The organism is Nesterenkonia haasae, from assembly GCF_010119385.1.
GTDB lineage: Bacteria > Actinomycetota > Actinomycetes > Actinomycetales > Micrococcaceae > Nesterenkonia > Nesterenkonia haasae.
Genome location: NZ_VFIE01000029.1, coordinates 40,715 through 60,223, shown reverse-complemented (window position 1 = coordinate 60,223; position 19,509 = coordinate 40,715). Strand labels below are relative to the sequence as shown.

At 63.5% G+C, this 19,509-nt stretch carries 20 protein-coding genes; 16 read left to right on the top strand and 4 right to left on the bottom strand.

The features are described 5' to 3' along the window. Positions 1 to 921, top strand: a 921-nt coding sequence (locus tag FH975_RS15170) for an HNH endonuclease signature motif containing protein (protein ID WP_162322034.1), incomplete at its 5' end; no start/stop codon positions are given. Positions 922 to 1,021: 100 nt separating this feature from the next. Here the strand turns inward: FH975_RS15170 and FH975_RS15165 are convergent. Next, a complete protein-coding gene (locus FH975_RS15165) occupies positions 1,022 to 2,146 on the bottom strand; it encodes a CDP-glycerol glycerophosphotransferase family protein (RefSeq protein WP_162322033.1) in 1,125 nt (374 codons plus the stop codon). 162 nt (positions 2,147 to 2,308) lie between these two features. Between FH975_RS15165 and FH975_RS15160 the strand changes: the two genes are divergently transcribed. After that, on the top strand, positions 2,309 to 3,616 hold the full coding sequence (locus FH975_RS15160; RefSeq protein ID WP_162322032.1) for a M16 family metallopeptidase: 1,308 nt from the start codon (positions 2,309 to 2,311) through the stop codon (positions 3,614 to 3,616). Between the two features lie 16 nt (positions 3,617 to 3,632). Then, the gene (locus tag FH975_RS15155; RefSeq protein WP_153079121.1) at positions 3,633 to 4,142 is read left to right on the top strand and encodes a MogA/MoaB family molybdenum cofactor biosynthesis protein; all 510 of its coding nucleotides are present in this window, start codon (positions 3,633 to 3,635) and stop codon (positions 4,140 to 4,142) included. 91 nt (positions 4,143 to 4,233) lie between these two features. Here the strand turns inward: FH975_RS15155 and FH975_RS15150 are convergent, their stop codons facing one another. Together FH975_RS15150 and dapB are read right to left on the bottom strand one after the other, a co-directional pair. Further along, positions 4,234 to 4,674, bottom strand: a complete 441-nt coding sequence (locus FH975_RS15150) for a tetratricopeptide repeat protein (RefSeq protein WP_153079122.1) — start codon at positions 4,672 to 4,674, stop codon at positions 4,234 to 4,236. Beyond that, a complete protein-coding gene (gene dapB, locus FH975_RS15145) occupies positions 4,671 to 5,432 on the bottom strand; it encodes a 4-hydroxy-tetrahydrodipicolinate reductase (protein ID WP_162322031.1) in 762 nt (253 codons plus the stop codon). Before dapB ends, FH975_RS15150 begins: the two co-directional genes overlap by 4 nt. A 191-nt stretch (positions 5,433 to 5,623) precedes the next feature. Here dapB and FH975_RS15140 point away from each other — a divergent pair, with 191 nt between their 5' ends. The 4 genes from FH975_RS15140 to FH975_RS15125 all read left to right on the top strand — a co-directional run bounded on the left by FH975_RS15140 (position 5,624) and on the right by FH975_RS15125 (position 8,570). Further along, positions 5,624 to 6,445 carry a DUF4397 domain-containing protein gene (locus tag FH975_RS15140; RefSeq protein ID WP_162322030.1) on the top strand — a complete coding sequence of 274 codons (822 nt, stop codon included), beginning with the start codon at positions 5,624 to 5,626 and terminating at the stop codon, positions 6,443 to 6,445. Between the two features lie 2 nt (positions 6,446 to 6,447). Continuing rightward, positions 6,448 to 7,158, top strand: a complete 711-nt coding sequence (locus tag FH975_RS15135; protein ID WP_162322029.1) for a class F sortase — start codon at positions 6,448 to 6,450, stop codon at positions 7,156 to 7,158. Positions 7,159 to 7,264: 106 nt separating this feature from the next. Next, on the top strand, positions 7,265 to 7,747 hold the full coding sequence (locus FH975_RS15130) for an RNA polymerase sigma factor (protein ID WP_162322028.1): 483 nt from the start codon (positions 7,265 to 7,267) through the stop codon (positions 7,745 to 7,747). Continuing rightward, a complete protein-coding gene (locus tag FH975_RS15125) occupies positions 7,740 to 8,570 on the top strand; it encodes an anti-sigma factor (RefSeq protein ID WP_162322027.1) in 831 nt (276 codons plus the stop codon). Before FH975_RS15130 ends, FH975_RS15125 begins: the two co-directional genes overlap by 8 nt. Here FH975_RS15125 and FH975_RS15120 read toward each other — a convergent pair. Next, the gene (locus FH975_RS15120) at positions 8,567 to 9,796 is read right to left on the bottom strand and encodes a heparan-alpha-glucosaminide N-acetyltransferase domain-containing protein (protein WP_162322026.1); all 1,230 of its coding nucleotides are present in this window, start codon (positions 9,794 to 9,796) and stop codon (positions 8,567 to 8,569) included. The genes FH975_RS15125 and FH975_RS15120 overlap by 4 nt on opposite strands. Before the next feature lie 18 nt (positions 9,797 to 9,814). Here FH975_RS15120 and dapA point away from each other — a divergent pair, with 18 nt between their 5' ends. The 9 genes from dapA to recA all read left to right on the top strand — a co-directional run. Then, entirely contained in the window at positions 9,815 to 10,810 is a 996-nt protein-coding gene (gene dapA / locus FH975_RS15115) for a 4-hydroxy-tetrahydrodipicolinate synthase (RefSeq protein WP_162322025.1), read from the top strand. A gap of 69 nt (positions 10,811 to 10,879) precedes the next feature. Continuing rightward, positions 10,880 to 12,514, top strand: coding sequence for a ribonuclease J (locus FH975_RS15110; RefSeq protein ID WP_153079126.1), 1,635 nt, complete (start codon positions 10,880 to 10,882; stop codon positions 12,512 to 12,514). Positions 12,515 to 12,708: 194 nt separating this feature from the next. Then, entirely contained in the window at positions 12,709 to 15,696 is a 2,988-nt protein-coding gene (locus FH975_RS15105) for an FtsK/SpoIIIE family DNA translocase (RefSeq protein WP_162322024.1), read from the top strand. Positions 15,697 to 15,757: 61 nt separating this feature from the next. After that, positions 15,758 to 16,378, top strand: a complete 621-nt coding sequence (pgsA, locus tag FH975_RS15100) for a CDP-diacylglycerol--glycerol-3-phosphate 3-phosphatidyltransferase (protein WP_153078997.1) — start codon at positions 15,758 to 15,760, stop codon at positions 16,376 to 16,378. Continuing rightward, complete coding sequence (locus FH975_RS15095) at positions 16,378 to 16,989, top strand: CinA family protein (RefSeq protein ID WP_162322023.1); 612 nt, start codon at positions 16,378 to 16,380, stop codon at positions 16,987 to 16,989. The genes pgsA and FH975_RS15095 overlap by 1 nt, the downstream gene beginning before the upstream one ends. A 95-nt stretch (positions 16,990 to 17,084) precedes the next feature. Then, a complete protein-coding gene (locus FH975_RS15090) occupies positions 17,085 to 17,486 on the top strand; it encodes a helix-turn-helix domain-containing protein (protein WP_138253353.1) in 402 nt (133 codons plus the stop codon). Positions 17,487 to 17,561: 75 nt separating this feature from the next. Further along, on the top strand, positions 17,562 to 18,068 hold the full coding sequence (locus tag FH975_RS15085; protein ID WP_162322022.1) for a MarR family winged helix-turn-helix transcriptional regulator: 507 nt from the start codon (positions 17,562 to 17,564) through the stop codon (positions 18,066 to 18,068). A gap of 6 nt (positions 18,069 to 18,074) precedes the next feature. Continuing rightward, complete coding sequence (locus FH975_RS15080) at positions 18,075 to 18,293, top strand: DUF3046 domain-containing protein (RefSeq protein WP_153079000.1); 219 nt, start codon at positions 18,075 to 18,077, stop codon at positions 18,291 to 18,293. 198 nt (positions 18,294 to 18,491) lie between these two features. After that, a partial coding sequence (gene recA, locus FH975_RS15075) for a recombinase RecA (protein ID WP_162322021.1) occupies positions 18,492 to 19,509 on the top strand: 1,018 nt, incomplete at its 3' end.

Here is a 19,509-nt window from a genome sequence, read left to right as displayed (position 1 = left end):
ACCCAGCGGGGTCTTGGTGAGTTTCACCGGTGGTTGACGAGGTGTGTTGCTGACCTGGACCCCGAAGCTTACGAGGCTGCGTGTGAGGAGGCTGGTGAGGGCCGGTATGTGCGCTTTGAGCATCAGGCGAATGGGATGAGCTATCTGGAGGCGTACCTACCCACGTTGGAGGCCGCAGCGATTCAGAACCGGCTCCGGGCGGCAGCCCGCGGTCTGGACTCACCACCAGCACATGATGATGAGGACCCCCACGCCGGCGGGGATGTCACGTCTGGTGGTGATTCTCGGTCTCTTGTGCAGCGGCAGGTGGATCTTTTGGCTGCGTGGTTGCGGGATGGTCGGGTCTATCAGACCCCGGTGGAGGCGAAGATCATGGTGATGATCCCTGAAGCGACCCTTGCCGGGGTATCTGATGAGCCGGGGGTTGCAGCTGACCGGTCCTGGCGGATCCCCGCTGGTCAGGCCCGGGCTTTAGCGACAGACCCCGGTGCGCAGCATCAGTGGTATCAGGGCCGGGTCCGCCGGAACTTGAAGGAGGCGGACTATGACCTACTGAGTGCCCGGTATGTGGGGCGGTTCCCGCCTGCCCGGTTGCGGGATGCGTTGGTGTTCCGTGACGGGACCTGTCAGGCACCAGGGTGCACGGTGGCCGCGCAGTGTTGCGATATCGACCACCAACACCCCTGGGAAGCAGGTGGGGAAACCACAGCAAGCAATTTGTGGGCGCTGTGCCGGAGGCATCACCGGATGAAATCCCACGGCCACCTGACCCCACCCACACCAGAAGACAAGCACAAGGCGCACCCACCCAAGCGGGCGGGCCCCGCTCAACCCCCGCCAGGTAATAGGCACCCCGACCGGGGCCAACACAGATCCCCGTCACGCCACCACCGCCACCCACCAGCCATTGAGCGTGTCTGATAAACGTCTAGTCCAGCCGATGGTGCCGTGAACTAGTGCTGCGGTCTTTGCAGCTCTCGGCATTGAACTGCCATGTCTGGCCGTTGCGGTCAGCGCGCCTCTAGTTCTCCAGCTCCAGGGCGTCAATGATCCTGTCGGCACACGCCGGCGGTTCACGCGGCAGCGAACCGTCCTCTTCTGTCACGAAATTCAGGTGCTTGGACCGGAACTGCCGGTAGTCCGGCGGTCCAATGCTCAGCGCAGTCTCCACTGCCTCCGTCGCCGACTCCACAATGGGGCCCGGGACTTCGGCCACGTAATCCACTGCCAAGCCCCGATCCTCGGTGTAGTCAGCAATGTCATAGGGCCAGAAAACCAGCGGGATGTTCCGCAACGTGGCCTCATACGTCACCGCCGAGTAATCAGTAATCACCACATCAGCAACGGCCAACCAGTCCAGGACCCCCACATCGGTACCAATAATGGTGCGCCCACCATCGGGAAGAGGTGACTTGTCGATGGGGTGCGGCAGCATGACAAGGGTGTTGGCGGCGTCGTCGTACTCAGCGAAAGCGGCAGCCACCTGCGTGTACGGAATGTGCTTACCCCGCCGGAACGTGGGAATGTACAGCACCGTCCGGCCGCCATTCTGCGCGTTCTCCCGCAGCTGCGGATAGCGGTCCAAGATCCGCTCACGCCGGGAAGCCACCGTCTGGCTGTCCAACAGGTAATCCACCCGAGGCATCCCCAACGGCTGGACTCGATGGCCCGGGATCCCGAAAGCCGCGGTGTACACCGAAGCGGGTACCTGCCCGGAGGCGCACACAAACGTGTAGTTCTGGTGCATCCGCATGGTCGCTGCCACGCGGGGATGCGGACCTTCCCGGGTACCCGAGGCCAAATGCCCGAACTTCTTAATCGCCCCCAGAGCGTGCCAGATCTGACCGATCCGCAGCCCCTTGCGGTGATTGAGGATACTCACCGGAATGATGTACCCGTCGACAAGGCACCCCGAACAAGTGGCCAGGTGATACATCTCGCGGAACGCTTTGGGGATATAGGAGGCCGAGAGCTTGCGGTGCTTGATCACCACGATCCGGTGTCCAGGGTGCTTGCGCCGGATCGCCTCCTTCAGCAGCCGGAAGTCAACGGTGATCTGCCGGGGCTCACGGGTGATAAGGACCACTTTGCGCTGGACCGGCAGCAGCTTCATCAGCGCGTAGATGCTCCGCGCACCAGAGACCATGATGCCTAGTGGAGTGGTCAGGATTCGCTTCTCCAGGACCTAGATCCTTCCATCATGGCGGTCGCAATGAATATCACCGCTACCCTAACGCACGCTCATGGATTCCTGGGTGACATATGAGACATCGTGGTTCGTAAATGAAATCCGGTAGCGTGTCCGGCTATGCGAGTCACCATTACCCCAGACACTGAGGGCGTCCTCAACAGCGACACCGGAACCACCGTTCGGCGCAGCGTTCTGCCCTGCGGTGTGCGCGTCCTCACCGAGGAAATGCCCGGGGTGAGATCCGCGACCATCGGCTACTGGATCGGTGTCGGCTCCCGGCATGAGGCTGACCACCAGCACGGATCCACCCACTTTCTGGAGCACCTGCTGTTCAAAGGCACTGCCAAGCGCTCAGCCTTGGACATCGCCTCCGCATTCGACGCCGTCGGTGGGGACTCCAACGCCGCCACCGGCAAAGAATCCACCTGCTACTACGCCCGGGTGCTGGACACCGACCTGCCCATGGCGGTCGATGTGCTCACCGATATGGTCACCTCCGCTGTGATCGACCCGGACGAATTGGAGGTCGAACGTGGCGTGATCCTCGAAGAGCTCGCCATGGATGAGGACGACCCAGCTGATGTGGTCCAGGAACGCTTCGCCGAGCAAGTCCTAGACGGGCACCCCCTCGGCCGACCCATCGGCGGCACCAAGGCCGCCATTGAGGCCGCCATCCGCGACGACGTCGTCGACCATTACCACCGCTGGTACCGCCCTGAAGAGCTGGTCATCACCGCCGCAGGAGGACTCGAGCACGACGCCGTCTGCCGCCTGGTTGCCCAGGCCCTGGAAGAATCCCGGTGGGACATCTCCACACCTGCGGAGCCGGCCCCACTGCGCACCGCACGGCAGGAGCAGATCCCCGTCCGAGCCGGCACCGAACGCTTCACCAAGCCGGTGGAGCAATCCCAGGTGATCCTCGGCGGCCGCGGCATGTCAGCCTCCGACCCGGACCGGTTCGCGCTCAGTCTGCTCCACGCAGTCCTCGGCGGGGGAATGTCCTCCCGCCTGTTCCAAGAAGTGCGGGAGAAGCGCGGCCTTGCCTACGCCACATACTCGTTCTCCGCCGCCTACACCGATGCCGGGTATTTCGGGCTCTACGCCGGATGCCTCCCCAACAAAGTGGACCAGGTGGTCAGTGTCCTGGAAGACCAGCTCCAACGCATGGCCACCGAGCCGGTGAGCGCCGATGAGCTGGCCCGCGCCAAAGGACAGCTGCGCGGAGCCACTGTCCTGGGGATGGAGGAGACATCCTCCCGGATGAACCGACTCGGCCGGGCCGAACTGGTGCGCGGAGAATTCGTGGACATCTCCGAGACTCTCGATGAGGTCGACTCAGTCACCACGGAGGATGTCCAGCGCGTGGCGTCACGGTTGGCGAAGAGCCCACGGGCCACGACCATCGTCGCGCCAGAGCCTGTCTGAGGCGTATGGTGGGCCTATGACTGACTACGATCCGCGCGCCCGCGTCATCGCACCGGTGATCGTCTCCACCCGCGCAGCCACCGGGGAGCGCGAAGACCAGTCCACAGCGGTCATGGCTGAATACGCCCAACAGATCGGATTCATCTGCCGCCCGCCGGTCATCATCCCCGACGGGGAAGGTGTCCTGGCTGCGCTGTCGGAACTGGTGGTCCAGGTGGGTCCCGCCGTGATCATCACCTCCGGGGGTACGGGCCTCACCCCAGATGACCTCACCCCGGAGTTCACCAAACCAATGCTGGACAAAGAGATTCCCGGGGTGATGGAAGCGATCCGTATCCACGGACGCTCCAAGAATCCGCTGGCCTCGCTCAGCCGCGGGGTAGCCGGGGTCAAAGACGCCACCGTCATCATCAACCTGCCCGGTTCACCCAAGGCCGTGCGCGACGGTATGGAAGTTCTGGTGGAGCTGCTGCCGCACCTCTGCGATCAGGTCGCTGATATCCGCGACTCACACCACTGGGGCTGATCCTCGCCTGAACGAGCCGTCCCATCCGGATGCTCAGGTGCGGCGCAGAACCAGATTGTGGCCAAGTCGGTAATCAGAACTGCTTCGTGTATTACCGCTGGCGGTGCATCTGGATGGCTTGCTTCATGGTCTGGCGGGCGCGTGAGCGGTCACCAGCGATGTCATAGGCGTAGGCCAACCGGTACCAGACTCGCCAATCATCCGGGTCAGCCTCCGCTTCCGCCTTGAAGCGCGCGAACTGCTCGTCCGCCTGGCCGCGATTCGGCCGGCCCGCGGGGGAGCGTTCCACGGTATCCTCCGGCAGCGCATCCTCGGCTTCCAGGATCTTCCCCAGCTGCTCGGTGCGCACCCCAAAGAAGATCGCATGCCACAGGAACCAGACGCCCAAGGCCACGATCACCAGGGTGCCGGCGCCCAGCAGACGAGCCACCAGGTCATCGACCATCAGGAAGCGAAAAGCAGACGTCGCGGCGCTCACCATGATGATCGCCACGAGGACGATCATCACCCAGGTCCAGATTTTGTTCTTCACAGGCCCAAATCCAAATAGCCGTCCAAACCATGAGTCAGACCGGGCCGCTGCGCGACCGTGCGCAGCCCCAGGAGCACCCCCGGCATGAAACTGGCCCGATCGAAGGAATCATGCCGGAGCGTGAGCTGCTCACCTGACGAACCCAGCAGAACCTCCTGGTGGGCGACCAGGCCCCGGAGTCGCACAGAGTGGACCCGGATTCCATCGATGTCCGCCCCACGAGCTCCCTCAACCTGGTGTTCGGTGGCATCAGGGGATATGCCCACACCAGCAGACTCACGAGCATCTGCCATGAGCTCCGCTGTTCGCACCGCGGTGCCGGAGGGTGCATCCACCTTATTCGGATGATGCAGCTCAACGATCTCGGCCGATTCGAAGTACTGGGCAGCCTTCGCGGCAAACGCCGAGGCCAGCACTGAACCCAGAGCGAAGTTCGGGGCAATCAGCACGCCCACTTCCGGGTGTTCTCCCAACAGGCCGCGCAGCGCACCAAGCCGGTCAGTGTCCCACCCCGTGGTGCCCACCACGGCGTGGAGCCCGTTCGCCACGGCGCCATGGACGTTATCCACGGTGGAATCAGGCACCGTCAGGTCCACCACATGCGTGGCGCCGGAATCAATAGCCTGTTGGAGCGGATCGTTGCGCCCCAAGGCCGCAACCAACTCCATGTCTTGGGCGGACTCCACCGCTTTCACCGCTTCAGAACCCATACGGCCCCCGGCGCCCAGCACCGCGACTCGAATTATGTGCGTACTCATAGCCTCCAGCCTACGTTCCGCAGGCAGGTGCGACCACCGCGCAGCGCATCAACATGTGCTTACCCATCAGCGGTCAAAAAAGAATCTTGAACACAGTGCAACCTTTTCAAACCACAGCCAGTAGTCCAGGTGTGAGCACAACTTATGTGGTCACCACCGAAAGCCCATGGGCATTACGAAAGGACGCGATCATGCGTAAGTCACTTTCCCTCGCCGCAACGGCCGGACTCGGTCTGGTACTTGCAGGCTCAGCAGCACCCGCCTTCGCCGACAGCCACGAAGAAGGCGCACACCTGTCAGTACTCCACGCTGTACCGGATCTGCCGGTCGATGTCTACGTGGATGGCGAGCTCACCTTGGATGACTTCAACCCGGGTGATCTAGCTGGTCCACTTGAACTGCCGGCCGGCGACTATGAGATCGCGATCACCGCAGCAGATGCGGAAGATGACTCCGATCCGGTCCTCGGCCCGGTGAGTGTCTCGCTCGACGGCGGTATGGACTACACCGCCGCAGCCCACCTGGACGCATCAGGTGAGCCCACGGTGACCCCGTTCGTCAACGACACCTCCGAGCTCAGTGCAGGCGACGGCCGACTGACCGTCCGCCACATTGCTGCAGCACCTGAGGTGGACATCTGGGCCAACGGTGAGGTGGCCGTCGAGTCCCTGGCCAACCCGGACGAGGCTTCCCTCGAAGTGCCCGCTAGCACTGTAGAGGCCGCAGTCTCCCTGGCAGGTGAAAGCGATCCCGTGCTCGGCCCCGCTGACGTAGATGTCGCTGAAGGTGCCACCACCATCGTCTACGCCTGGGGCTCCGCTGAGGACGGCAACCTTGATCTGGCAACCCAGGTAGTTGACGGTATGCACTCGGCTCCCGAGGGTGTTCCGGCCGGCAACTTCCAGGTCACCCAGCAGAGTTCACCCGCTGCCTGGGCCGCCGGCCTGGGCATCCTGGCACTGCTTGGTGTCGGGGCAGCAGCCGTCGGTGTGCGGGCAAAGAGCCGCGCCTAAGGATGACTATGGACCGCTGCCACACTCCACGAGGCCCACGCAGAAGTATCCCGCTGCTGCTGGTGGCCGCCCTGACTCTCTCAGGGTGCGCCGCCAGCGGACAGGGCGCTGCTGCCGAACCTGCAGAGTCAGCGGTCAACGACTCCCGGGGGTCAGAAGTTCCCCCTGCTTCCCAGACCCCCGGGCCTTCCCCACAGGCCGGCACGGCATCGATCTCCGATGCCGTGCCGGTCCAATCCGCCGAACTCGCAAGCATCGAGCAGGCCCCAGCACCGGTCCGGGTCATCTACCCCGGAATCGACGCCGAGATTTCTGTACTCGCCCACGGCGTGTCGGACGACGGACAGATGGACATTCCCGACGACGCCGCCGAAGCCGCCTGGTACCAATATGGGCGCGCGCCCGCTGACGGCACCGGAACCACCGTGATCGCCGCCCATGCCGGGTCCACTCACACCCCTGTGGGGCCCCTGTACCTCCTGCATGAGGCACAGCCGGGGGAGGAGATCACCGTCGAGGACGAATCCGGAGAGGAATACCTCTACGCGGTCACCGAGGTGGAGCAACAGGACAAGGACGACCTGGACTTCGCCCCCTACTTCACCCGCGACGGGGATCACCATCTGGTGCTGATCACCTGCGGAGGTCAATGGAATCCAGATCGGAGCAGCTACAATGACAACATCATCGTCACCGCCACGCCCATAGACTAGTTCGGATTCTTCCGAGGTACTCGACCCTCCCCGACGGTAGGCCAAAGGAGGAACCCTGGACACGCAGTCTCTGGCAACGCGATTCGCAGCTGGCGAACCCGCAGCAATGCATGAGGTGTACCAGCAGCATGCGCAACTGGTCTTCTCCCTGTGCATGGCCTCCCTCCGGCATCGGCAGGATGCTGAGGACGCCACCCAGCAGGTCTTCACCAGAGCGTGGCGATCCCGCGAAACCTATGACGTCACCCGTCCCACCGGCGCGTGGCTGACCGGTATCACCCGGCGAGTAATCGCTGATACCTTGGCAGCTCGTGACCGACAGCGGCAGAGCGCTGAAGCAGGAGCTCACGCTCTGGGCAGGGACGACGTGTCCCAACCCACCGACATCGTCGTCGACCGAGTCGTTGTTCAGCAGACACTCGGACAGCTGGGCCCACCCCAGGATGAGATCCTGCGGCTCGCCTATACACATGACCTACCGCTGAAGACCATCGCCGAGCGTCTCGAGATGCCGCTGGGTACCGTAAAATCCCACGTCCATCGAGGACTAGCCCGCATGAGAGAACGTCTGGAGGTGCACAATGACTGAAGAATTCCCCACTGGTCACGGCTCGGCTGACGAGCAGCACCTCTCAGAGGAGACTCTCGCTGACCTGGCCTACGCTGCCCTCACCGGAGCTGGCGCAGGCGAGCAGTCATCCCCCCACGCCGGCCATGCCGAACACCTCATCTTCTGCGCCGACTGCCGGAACGCGCTCGCCGCCACCACTCGAGTTCTCCAGGCACTCCAGAATCCGGTGGAGCTCGAAGAGCCACCGCCGGAACTGTGGGACCGCATTGCGGCTGAACTCGACGCCGATGCCCCCACCGGCCATACAGCGGCCGAACCCGCAGCGGAACGCACTGCGGACTCAGCGTCCGCTGTGCACTATCTCCCCCCTCGCAGAACCGTCCGCTGGTGGGTACCGCTGGCCGCTGCGGCCGCCGGACTGGTCATCGGAGGGGTTGCTGTGGCCGGAGTGCTGCTGGGGCTGGACGACGACGAAGAACCGCCACCAGTGGCCGCCCCCACCGTCATCGGAGAAGCAACCCTGGAACCAGTCGCCGCCGACGAATTCAGCGGTGCGGCCGCCATGGTGGAAACCGCACAGGGCACTAGGGAGATCACAGTTGAGATCACCAGCGCACCCGATGCCACCGAAGGGTACTTTGAGCTCTGGCTGCGTGATGAGGACGCCAGCCGACTTCACTCGCTGGGAGCAGTCAGCACCGGCACCACCACCATCGAAGTGCCCACCGGCATCGACCTGGGGGAGTACCCAGTGGTGGATGTCTCTCACGAACACTTCGACGGAGACCCCGGCCACGGCGGCGTCACCCTTGCCGCCGGCGCCATGGAGCAGACCGACTAGCGCGGCCGCTTCCCGGCAGCTGCAATACCGGCCCCATGGGTAAGCGCCTCCAAAGGACCACGACGCCGCAGCAGCACCTTCAGCATTCCGGCAGCCAGGGCCGCCACCACCAGCCACAGCAGCAGGACAGCGTCCTCCACCTCAGCGAACGGAGCGCCATCCAGTCGCCAGAACGGCCCCAGCACGATCAGATGCCCCACGTAGAGACTCAGCGGCATCGCCCCGGCCCCGACCAAAGGCGCCAGCGGCCACTTCAGCCACCGCACCAGGATCAGCATCAGGCCCAGCACCGCAACGGCGCAGCTGATGGTGTGCAGCAGATCCATATGGCTGCCCTGGTGAGGCATCGGCAGTAAGAACCACATCGGGTCAGTCACCAGGGGCAGAAAATGGTCCCCTGTCTCCAACGAACCCTGCAGCGCCTCGTCGCTTCCGGCGTAGGGCCGCATACGTTCCACCACCTGGGACTGAGCCTCCACCACCCAGCCCACTCCATAGGTGAGGACGGCGCCGGCGGTGCCTCCCAGCAGCAGTCGCCACTGCGTCGTCGTTCTCCCCAGGCTCAGCCGGCCCAACGCCATACCGGTGAACAGATAGGCCGGCCACAGAATCAACGGGTAATACCCGGTGACAAAAAGATCCAGGCCCAACAGCCCCGGCTGCGCGAGATCGAAGATCATCGGCGAATGCCACAGACGCTCCGGTGGCTCGGCCGCACTGGGCCGCAGAAGATTCTGCAACCACCAGTACAGCACCGGCGACGCCGCCACCCACCCGGCAGCCCACAGCATCAGCGCCTTCGCACCCATCCTGAGGAAAGGCAGTGCCAACAGAAACAGCACCCCATAGTGGACAAGGATCACCGCCACGCTGGCTCCCAGCAGGGAGACGAAAAGCCCGAAGCCAATGATGACCGCCGCCCGGGCGGCTATGACCTTCCGATACCAAGCCGCCTGCGCATTGGAGTGCTCAGGCGCCGCACCAGCTTTTCCAGCGCCTCCCGTCAGCAGTGCCAGGCCGACCCCAGCCAGCACCGCGAACAGCGCCGCCGACCTGCCGGAGAACAGCATGCCGGCCCATGTGGCATCGCCAGTACCGGGGTCCGTCGTCGGCAGCACATGGACCGTCACCATCCCCAACAGAGCCAGTCCGCGCGCGGCATCGACCCCCCAGAGGCGCTCACCGCGCGCTGAGCTGGAACGGGATGCAGAAGCAGGGGAGGTCACACAGGTAGGCTAATGCCTATGACTTCCGAGTTCGCCACTGACGGCGCGCCGCAGGACCACGGCAGCGCCACCGGCCACGAGTTCGACCCATACCTGGCCAAGGGTGAGGTCCAGCACCCTGACCAGACCGACCCACACTTCGGCCACCTCATCACCGCCATGGTCACCCCCTTCACCAAGGACGACCGGGTGGACTTCAAAGCCTTCGAGGCGCTCGCCGTGAAACTGGTCGACGAAGGCAACGACTCCCTGGTGGTCTCCGGCACGACCGGTGAGACCTCCACTCTGGAGGATTATGAGAAGGCTGACCTGGTCAGGGCCGCCAAGTCGGCTATCGGTGACCGGGCGAAAGTGATCGCCGGCACCTCCACCAACCACACCTCACATGACCTCGAGATGGCATCCAAGGCCGAACGCGCCGGCGCCGACGGTCAGCTGGTCGTCACTCCCTACTACAACAAGCCCTCCCAGGACGGAGTGCTCGCGCACTTCCGCGCCGTTGCCGGAGCCGCCGACCTGCCGCTGATGATTTATGACATTCCCGGCCGCACCGGCATACCGATCGCCACCGAGACCATCCTGCGGCTCGCGGAACACCCGCACATCATGAGTCTCAAGGATGCCAAGAATGACATCACCGCCACCACTGAGGTGCTGACCAAAACCGAGCTGGAAGTCTACTCAGGCGATGACCAGAACGTGCTCGCCTGGATGGCCATGGGCGCAGCCGGCGTCGTCTCCGTCACCTCACATGTGGCGGCGCCGAGCTTCCGGCGTATGGTCGACGCGGTGCTGAACTACAACCTCAAGGAAGCCCGCATCGCCCACTCGGAGCTGGGACCGGTGATCCGTGCCCTGATGACCCGAGTCCAGGGAGCGGTGTCCTCCAAGCTGGTGCTGAACTGGCTGGGCTTCCCCATCAACACAGACGTTCGCCTGCCACTGGTGCAGGCAAATAAGGCCGAGCAGGAGCTCGTCCTAGCCGATCTGCGAGAAGCAGGTTGGACGCTATGAGAGAAGGAGCCCCAACCCACTGTGACACCTGAAAAACTCCGCACCCCACCGAAGCTTTCCAAAGGCACTATGCGGATCGTGCCGCTCGGCGGCCTCGGTGAGATCGGGCGGAACATGACCGTGTTCGAACTCAACGGGAAACTGCTGATCGTTGACTGCGGTGTGCTCTTCCCCGAGGAGGAACAGCCCGGCGTGGACCTGATCCTGCCGGACTTCAGCTACATCGAAGACCGGCTCGACGACGTGGTGGGACTGGTCCTCACCCACGGCCACGAAGACCACATCGGAGCTGTGCCCTACCTGCTGCGGCGCAAGGCGGACATCCCGCTGATCGGGTCGAAGCTGACCCTGGCGCTCATTGAGGCCAAACTCCAAGAACACCGGATCACCCCCTACACGCTCACAGTGCGGGAGGGTGACGCCGAGCAGCTCGGCCCCTTCGAGTGCGAATTTATCGCCGTCAACCACTCCATCCCGGATGCCCTGGCCGTCTTCATCCGGTCCGAGGCCGGCTCGGTGATGCACACCGGCGACTTCAAGATGGATCAGCTGCCCCTGGACGGCCGCATCACCGATCTGCGGCACTTCGCGCGGGTCGGCGAAGAAGGCGTCGACCTCTACCTGGTGGACTCCACCAACGCCCACGTGCCCGGGTTCACCACCCCGGAGCAGGAGATCGGTCCGGTCATCGACCAGGTCATCTCCAAAGTGCAGCGACGGGTGATCGTCGCCAGCTTCTCCAGCCACATCCACCGGGTGCAGCAGGTGCTCCACGCAGCTGCCGCAAACGACCGGAAAGTGGCGTTCGTCGGCCGCTCGATGGTGCGCAATATGTCGATCGCCAAGCAGCTGGGCTACCTCGACGTTCCCGACAACATCCTGATCGACCTCAAGCAGGTGGACCAGTACCCCGACCACAAGGTGGTACTCATGTCCACCGGGTCGCAGGGCGAGCCGATGGCCGCATTGTCCCGTATGGCCAACGGCGACCACCGGGTACAGGTGGGCCAGGGAGACACGGTGATTCTGGCGTCGTCGTTGATTCCCGGCAATGAGAACGGCGTCTACCGCGTGATCAACGGTCTGATGAGCCTCGGCGCAGACGTAGTCCACAAGGACAACGCCAAAGTCCATGTCTCCGGCCACGCCAGCGCAGGTGAACTGCTCTACACCTACAACATCCTCAAACCGGCCAACGTCATGCCTGTTCACGGCGAACACCGGCACCTGATCGCCAACGGCAAACTGGCCGAACAGTCCGGCGTCCCGCGGGAGAACGTGCTGCTGTGTGAAGACGGATCCGTGGTCGACCTGCGCGACGGCCTAGCCCGCACGGTGGGTCAGATCGAGGCCGGCTACGTCTACGTGGACGGTTCCAGCGTGGGTGAGATCACCGACTCCGAGCTGAAGGACCGCCGGACGCTGGGTGAGGAAGGCTTCATCTCCGTGATCACCGTGGTGAACCGGCAGACCGGCAAGATCATCTCTGGTCCCGACATTCATGCTCGCGGTGTGGCCGAAGAGGATGACGTGTTCAAGAAGATCAAGCCGAAAATTGCCGAGGCGCTCACCGAGGCGATCGAAAGCAATAAGGAACACACCACGCACCAGCTGCAGCAGATTGTGCGCCGTACGCTCGGTTCCTGGGTCAGCCGCAAACTGCGCCGGAAGCCAATGATCGTGCCCGTGGTGGTCGAAACCTAGCCACGCAGCCACCCGCCCTGGTGGGGCGCTGCGGCCACCCTTCCTGCCCGTTTTACCCTGGGTTTTCGATATGACAACGCGCTATGACGCCATGTGATGTCGGAAACCTAGGGTAAAACGCAGCCAAGAGGCCCAAGTCCGGCTGCCGCGCGTAAATGCGGGACTTCCAGCGCACCGGCGGCTAGGTTGGACCTATGGCGACACGTACTTCCCCCTCGCGGTCGTCCGGCAAGAAGAAGCCCACTTCCTCCGGATCACGCGCGCAGACGTCGAAGAAGACCCCTCCCACAGAGCAGGAGCGCGGCAATCTGCTGGTGATGGCTGGCCGCGGCCTGTGGCTCGCGCTCTCCACCCCAGTCGGCGGTTCGGTGCGCAGCATCGGCACACAGGTGAAGATCCACCCCGACGATCGCCGTGATGGCGCTGGTCTGGTGTTCTTCCTCCTCGCCGCCCTCACCGCGGTCGTTGACTGGTGGGGTGCGCATAACTGGGACCACTGGGTCTCTGACGTTGTTCACCGTGTCACCGCCGGGACCTTCGGCTGGGCCTCCGTCATCCTGCCGCTGGCGCTGCTCATCACGGCCATCCGGTACTTCCGCTCACCGCAGCAGCATGAGGCCAACGGTCGCGTGGCCATCGGCCTGTCCATCGTGCTGGCCGCCTCAGCAGGACTGTCGCATCTTGCGGCAGGCATCCCCACGATCAACGAGATCTTCGACCAGTCGCAGGCCGGTGGGTTCGACCAGATGATCAACTCCGGCGGCGTCCTGGGCTACTTGGTGGTCGTGCCCATGTCCTCGCTGGTCACGCAGTATCCGGTGTGGATCGTGCTGTCAGTGCTGCTGGTGGTCGGCCTGCTGGTCCTCACCGACACGCCCCTCCGCCGGATCCCCGACCGGCTCGCCGTGGCCCGCGACTACATCATCGGTGAACCCACTCCCCGTGCCGAGCGCTCTGAGGTGCCCAGCGGCGGCGCCGCCCAGCAGCAGCACGCTGAGTACTACGACGACGCCTCCAAGCCACCCCGCCCCAAGACACGCACATCAGGGCGCGGCAAGAAGGGCGACCGCACCTCGGAACGCCCCAGCTTCTTCGCAAAGATCACCGGCAACGACGCCGCCCCTGATTCCTCAGACACCGCAGCCACCGAGGCGGTCGACGCCTCCGCTGCCATCGAGGGAGCCTATGACTCCTCCGTGCACGTGGAGCCCATCGACGAGGCCGCACAGCTGAAACCAGGCCAGAAGCGCCCCACCAAGCAGGAGCAGGAGATCGAGGCCACCAAACGTGCGGCCGGCGTCACCGGCTCAGCCACCAGCGGGCGGGCCACGACCTCGTCGCCAAAGTCCACCTCCGTACCGGAGGCCCCCGCGCCGGCTAAGGACCTCCCGGTGCGCAGCGAACAGCTCGAGCTCTCCGGGGATGTCACCTACACGCTGCCGGAGCAGTCGCTGCTGCCGGCCGGCCCGCCACCGAAGAACAACACGGAGGCCAATGCGGAGATGGTGGCCGCTCTTGACGCCACCTTCCAACAGTTCAAGGTCGACGCCGAGGTCACCGGGTTCTCCCGCGGACCCACTGTGACCCGCTATGAGATTGAACTGGCCCCGGGCACCAAAGTGGAGAAAGTCACCACCTTGGAGAAGAACATCGCCTATGCGGTGGCCTCCAACGAGGTGCGGATCCTGTCACCCATCCCAGGTAAATCAGCAATCGGCATCGAGATCCCCAATCGGGACAAAGAGGCCGTCGCCCTGGGCGATGTGCTGCGTTCCAACGCCGCCCGCAAGCTGGAACATCCCATGGTCATGGGTGTCGGCAAAGACGTGGAGGGCGGCTTCGTGGTCGCCAACCTCGCCAAGATGCCCCACCTTCTCGTCGCCGGCGCCACCGGTGCCGGTAAGTCCGCCTTCATCAATTCCATGATCACCTCTGTCCTGATGCGCGCCACACCTGATGAGGTGCGCATGGTGATGGTGGACCCCAAGCGCGTCGAACTCACCGCATTCGAGGGCATCCCGCACCTGGTGACACCAATCATCACCGATCCCAAGAAAGCCGCCGAGGCCCTGGAGTGGGTCTGCAAGGAGATGGACAACCGGTACGACGATCTGGCCCACTTCGGGTACAAGAAGATCGACGAGTTCAACGCTGCCGTGCGCGCCGGCAAGATCGTGCTGCCGCCCGACTCCAAACGCGTGCTGCGTCCCTACCCCTATCTGCTGGTGATTGTGGATGAGCTCGCCGACCTCATGATGGTCGCGCCCCGGGATGTGGAAGATTCGATCGTCCGCATCACCCAGCTGGCCCGCGCAGCAGGCATCCACCTGGTGCTGGCCACCCAGCGGCCCTCAGTAAACGTGGTCACCGGCCTCATCAAGGCAAACGTGCCGTCCCGGATGGCATTCGCCACCAGCTCCGCCACCGATTCCCGCGTGGTGTTGGACTCCGTCGGTGCAGAGAAGCTGCTGGGACAGGGCGATGCGCTGTTCCTGCCCATGGGCCAGTCCAAGCCCATGCGTGTCCAGGGCGCCTGGGTCAACGAATCCGAGGTCGTGGCCGTCGTCGCCCATGTGAAATCGCAGCTGAAGGCTCAGTACCGTGAAGACGCCGTCAAAGCCATGGAGCCCAAGAAGCGTCAGATCGACGATGACATCGGTGAAGATCTCGACCTGCTGCTGGCGGCCACCGAACTGGTGGTCACCACACAGTTCGGCTCCACCTCTATGCTGCAGCGCAAACTGAAGATGGGCTTCGCCAAGGCAGGCCGCATCATGGACCTCATGGAGTCCCGCGGCGTGGTGGGACCCTCTGAGGGTTCCAAGGCCCGCGATGTGCTGGTCTCACCAGATGAGCTCGGAGACGTCCTGGCGGCCATCAACGGAGAATCCTCAGACGACGAGGCCCCGCAGCCTTTCGACGGCGCAGCCGAGGTCGAACCAGCTGAGTCAGTGCCCACCACAGCTCAGACTGAAGCAGTGGAGGTCCATGCTCGGGCCCACGCGGCAGAGTCCTCACCAGAGCCGGCAGCTGATGAGAATTCTGAGGACGACTGGGGTTCGGATCTGATCGCCCGCGATATGGCCGAACGCACCCGCGATCTCAGCGATGTGGTCGATTATTACGACGGATCAGACAACCCCACGGGCTCCGAGGATGCTTGGGCGCTCACTGGACGGTGAGCGCAATGAGCACTCGGGTCACCGGTCGTAGAAGCTCACTGTGAGTAGTACTCTGACAGGGATGAGTGTCAATCCCCAGGCTCCACTGCTGAACATCGCCAATGCGCTCACAGTGCTGCGCATCGTCCTGGTGCCAGTGTTCATCGCCCTGCTGGTCATTGACGCCGAATCCTCCGGTGCCGGTGCCCTGCAGCCGCTCGAATCCGGAGAAGGTCTCTGGCGGTGGGCTGCCGCAGTGGTCTTCTTTGCGGCAATGGTCACCGATGCTGTCGACGGGGACGTCGCCCGGAAGCGCAACCTCATCACAGACTTCGGCAAGATCGCCGACCCCATCGCCGACAAACTGCTGATCGGTGCCGCCCTGGTGATGCTCTCTCTGCTGGGTGAGCTTCCCTGGCTGGTCACGATCCTCATCCTCATCCGCGAAATCGGCATCACGGTCCTCAGGTTCGTGATGCTGCGCACCCAGGTGATGCCGGCTTCACGCGGAGGCAAACTCAAAACCCTTCTGCAGACGGCGGGTCTGCAGCTGATGCTGCTGCCGCTGGCCGTCATCGCCGGTTGGCTGGCGGACGTCGCATTCTGGATCATGATGGCCGCGCTGGTGGTCACCGTGGTCACCGGCATCGACTATCTCGTTCAAGCGCTGAGGCTCCGCAGGGCCGCCAAAGGTGCGCACTGATGGTGGACGGTGACGCCGAAGAAGTAGCCCGAAGCGCAGAGGAATCCACGGAACCGGTGAAGATCGTCCAGCGACTCGGCCACCGTGGCCTCACCATTGCCACCGCTGAGTCACTGACAGCTGGGGCACTGGCAGCCAGGATCGCTGACGTCCCAGGCGCATCGATTGCGCTGCTCGGGGGAGTGGTGGCCTACTCCAATGGGGTCAAAGAGAACGTCCTCGGCGTTGACGCTGAGCTGTTGGAGACCCACGGTGCGGTCGACGGCGGCGTGGCAGCGCAGATGGCCCAGGGGGCGGCACAGGTCTGCAGGGCCGGGCTGGGAGTCTCCACCACAGGTGTGGCCGGCCCAGAACCCCACCAGGGCAAATCGGTGGGGACCGTGTACTTGGGCTTCTACGTGGCCGCCGGCGTCGTGCAGCGTTTAGGGATCCGGATACCGGAGAACTGCTCTCAGGATGTAACTGCGTCTGCAGAGGGTGCGCTGGCGGGCTACAGGCTGTTGGATCTTGACGGCGACCGGGAAGCAATTCGCTGGGCGAGCGTAGAAGCAGCGCTCCAACTGGTCAGCGATGTGCTGCACACAGAACCGACGGGTCTGCCGCACGCCTAAGCTCTTTCCCAGGGAGCGAGGTTACTCTTAGGGAACAAATTGGTGGTGGGCCGAGTTGGATCTAATCGAGAGTAGTACACGCGAGGGAGATTCTCATGGTGAGACAACCAGTCACCGTTAACGGTGTCACCCGGTGGAAAGACACCGATACCCAGGGCGTACCTGAAGTGGCCCGCGAGGCCAAAGGTGTTGTCCTGCGTCAAGAAATTGGTGACGTTCTGCGCAGCATCCGGCAGTCAGAAGGCCGGACTCTGCGTGATGTCTCTCACGATGCCCGGGTCAGCCTGGGATATCTGTCAGAGGTCGAACGCGGCCAGAAAGAAGCGTCCTCGGAACTGCTCGCCAGCATCTGCACAGCACTGAACGTGCCACTGGCGGCAATGCTCTTCCAGGTCGCAGAGCGCATCGCCACGGCTGAGGGCTTCAGGGTTCCGGATACGGTACCTACCGAGCTGCAGCGTGAATTCGATACCGGAGAGCTCGAGCTTCTCCACTGATCAGGTCATTGTCGGTGCGCAGGCTGTGAGCCTGCGGGCCGCAAGCCTGTGACCGTTGCCGCTAGACTTGGCTGCATGGTTTCTGAGGATCGCCGCGCGCACGTCAAAGAGCTGCAGCAGGAACTTCACAGACTTTTCCTGCGCCGGCGCCATAATGCGATTCAGCTGGCCAAGACAATCGACCCCGAGATTGAGCCTGCGGCGTATTCCATTCTCTTCACCCTCCAGCGGGAGGGCGCACAGCGCATGACCGACATTTCTAAACATCTGGGAATTGGTAAGCCCACCCTGTCCCGACAGCTGACGACCCTCGCAGAACGGGGATTCATCACCAAGCGGGCTGACCCAGCCGACGGTCGAGCCATGGTGATCTCCCTGACTGAACAGGGACGGTCCCGGCTCGATGCCGCTCAGCAGGAACGCTCTGAGCGTTATCTGCACATGCTCGAGCCATGGTCGGAGGAAGACATCATGACTCTTTCCGGACTGTTGGCAAAAATGAACCAAACCTACGCCGAGTACGACGACGCCGGCGCCGCCGGCAGTGCCCAGGCCGCGGCTGTCCAGCCCAAGGTGGCCTAGCAGATTATGCGTGAGTCGCGTTTCTGGGCCCTGATGGAAGACGAGTTCGGTAAGGCATATGCCCATGTGCTGGCCGACCAGTTGGTGATTACCCCTTTCCAGCTCACCGCCAAGGAGGCGCTCGGGGCGGGTAAGTCAGCCCGCGAGGTGTGGGAGGCCGTCTGTGTTCAGCAGGACGTTCCGGAAGAGCGCCGGCTCGGCAGGGACATTCCCCCGAAGCCGTAGGCTGAGACCTGTTATGGACTCGCCACGGCGTGTTGATCGAATATGTGTTCGATCATTGCGTAGAGTTTTCCTCAGACGTGATGTGTGCGGTGAAGACACGCCGAGGTCAGCACAGGTCACCAACCGACCGACTGCATGTCGGGGGCTGCCCCTAGTCTCGACTATGTCAACGAACAACAACTCCCCGCGAGGTGAATCATGGCTTCCAGCCCAGATCGTCAAAAGGCCCTAGAAGCGGCACTGGCCCAGATCGACAAACAGTACGGCAAGGGATCGGTGATGCGTCTGGGTGATGAAGTCCGAACACCCATTGAGACCATTCCGACGTCCTCCATCGCAATGGATGCCGCCCTGGGCATCGGCGGGTTCCCGCGCGGGCGTGTCGTGGAGATCTACGGCCCGGAGTCCTCGGGTAAGACCACCGTCGCGCTGCACGCCGTGGCCAATGCGCAGAAGGCCGGCGGAATCGCCGCATTCATCGACGCTGAGCATGCCCTGGACCCCGCCTATGCTGAACGTCTGGGCGTCAACACTGACGAACTGCTGGTCTCCCAGCCAGACACCGGTGAGCAGGCATTGGAGATCATGGACATGCTGATCTCTTCCGGCTCCCTGGACATCGTGGTCATCGACTCCGTGGCGGCCCTGGTTCCCCGTGCGGAGATCGAAGGTGAGATGGGTGACTCCCACGTAGGTCTGCAGGCTCGGCTGATGTCCCAGGCGCTGCGAAAGATCACCGGGCGTCTCGCTCAGACTAAGACCACAGCGGTCTTCATCAACCAGCTGCGTGAGAAGGTCGGAGTCTTCTTCGGCTCTCCAGAAACCACCTCAGGCGGTAAAGCCCTGAAGTTCTACGCCTCCATCAGGGTCGACGTGCGCCGTATTGAGACCCTGAAGGAAGGCGTGAATGCGGTCGGTAACCGCACCCGCGCCAAGATCGTCAAGAACAAAATGGCGCCGCCGTTCAAACAGGCCGAGTTCGACATCCTCTACGGCGAAGGTATTTCCCGTGAAGGTGGACTCATAGACGTCGGAGTGGACAACGGCCTGGTCAAGAAGTCCGGATCCTGGTTCACCTATGACGGCGATCAGCTCGGTCAGGGCAAAGAGAAGGCCCGAACCTTCCTCAAGGACAACCCCGATTTGGCGGATGAGATTGAGCTGCGCATCAAGCAGAAGCTCGGCATGGTCCCTCCAGCTGAAGAGGACGCCCCAG

Excerpts from the sequence above, each read along its gene's own strand:
- FH975_RS15125 (WP_162322027.1), top strand. The coding sequence starts at position 7,740 with ATGACTGAAGAATTCCCCACTGGTCACGGCTCGGCTGACGAGCAGCAC.
- FH975_RS15090 (WP_138253353.1), top strand. The coding sequence starts at position 17,085 with ATGGTGAGACAACCAGTCACCGTTAACGGTGTCACCCGGTGGAAAGAC.
- dapA (WP_162322025.1), top strand. The coding sequence starts at position 9,815 with ATGACTTCCGAGTTCGCCACTGACGGCGCGCCGCAGGACCACGGCAGC.
- FH975_RS15095 (WP_162322023.1), top strand. The coding sequence starts at position 16,378 with ATGGTGGACGGTGACGCCGAAGAAGTAGCCCGAAGCGCAGAGGAATCC.
- FH975_RS15080 (WP_153079000.1), top strand. The coding sequence starts at position 18,075 with ATGCGTGAGTCGCGTTTCTGGGCCCTGATGGAAGACGAGTTCGGTAAG.
- FH975_RS15105 (WP_162322024.1), top strand. The coding sequence starts at position 12,709 with ATGGCGACACGTACTTCCCCCTCGCGGTCGTCCGGCAAGAAGAAGCCC.
- FH975_RS15160 (WP_162322032.1), top strand. The coding sequence starts at position 2,309 with ATGCGAGTCACCATTACCCCAGACACTGAGGGCGTCCTCAACAGCGAC.
- pgsA (WP_153078997.1), top strand. The coding sequence starts at position 15,758 with ATGAGTGTCAATCCCCAGGCTCCACTGCTGAACATCGCCAATGCGCTC.
- FH975_RS15085 (WP_162322022.1), top strand. The coding sequence starts at position 17,562 with ATGGTTTCTGAGGATCGCCGCGCGCACGTCAAAGAGCTGCAGCAGGAA.
- dapB (WP_162322031.1), bottom strand. The coding sequence starts at position 5,432 with ATGAGTACGCACATAATTCGAGTCGCGGTGCTGGGCGCCGGGGGCCGT.
- FH975_RS15155 (WP_153079121.1), top strand. The coding sequence starts at position 3,633 with ATGACTGACTACGATCCGCGCGCCCGCGTCATCGCACCGGTGATCGTC.
- FH975_RS15140 (WP_162322030.1), top strand. The coding sequence starts at position 5,624 with ATGCGTAAGTCACTTTCCCTCGCCGCAACGGCCGGACTCGGTCTGGTA.
- FH975_RS15165 (WP_162322033.1), bottom strand. The coding sequence starts at position 2,146 with ATGGTCTCTGGTGCGCGGAGCATCTACGCGCTGATGAAGCTGCTGCCG.
- FH975_RS15135 (WP_162322029.1), top strand. The coding sequence starts at position 6,448 with ATGACTATGGACCGCTGCCACACTCCACGAGGCCCACGCAGAAGTATC.
- FH975_RS15130 (WP_162322028.1), top strand. The coding sequence starts at position 7,265 with ATGCATGAGGTGTACCAGCAGCATGCGCAACTGGTCTTCTCCCTGTGC.
- FH975_RS15110 (WP_153079126.1), top strand. The coding sequence starts at position 10,880 with ATGCGGATCGTGCCGCTCGGCGGCCTCGGTGAGATCGGGCGGAACATG.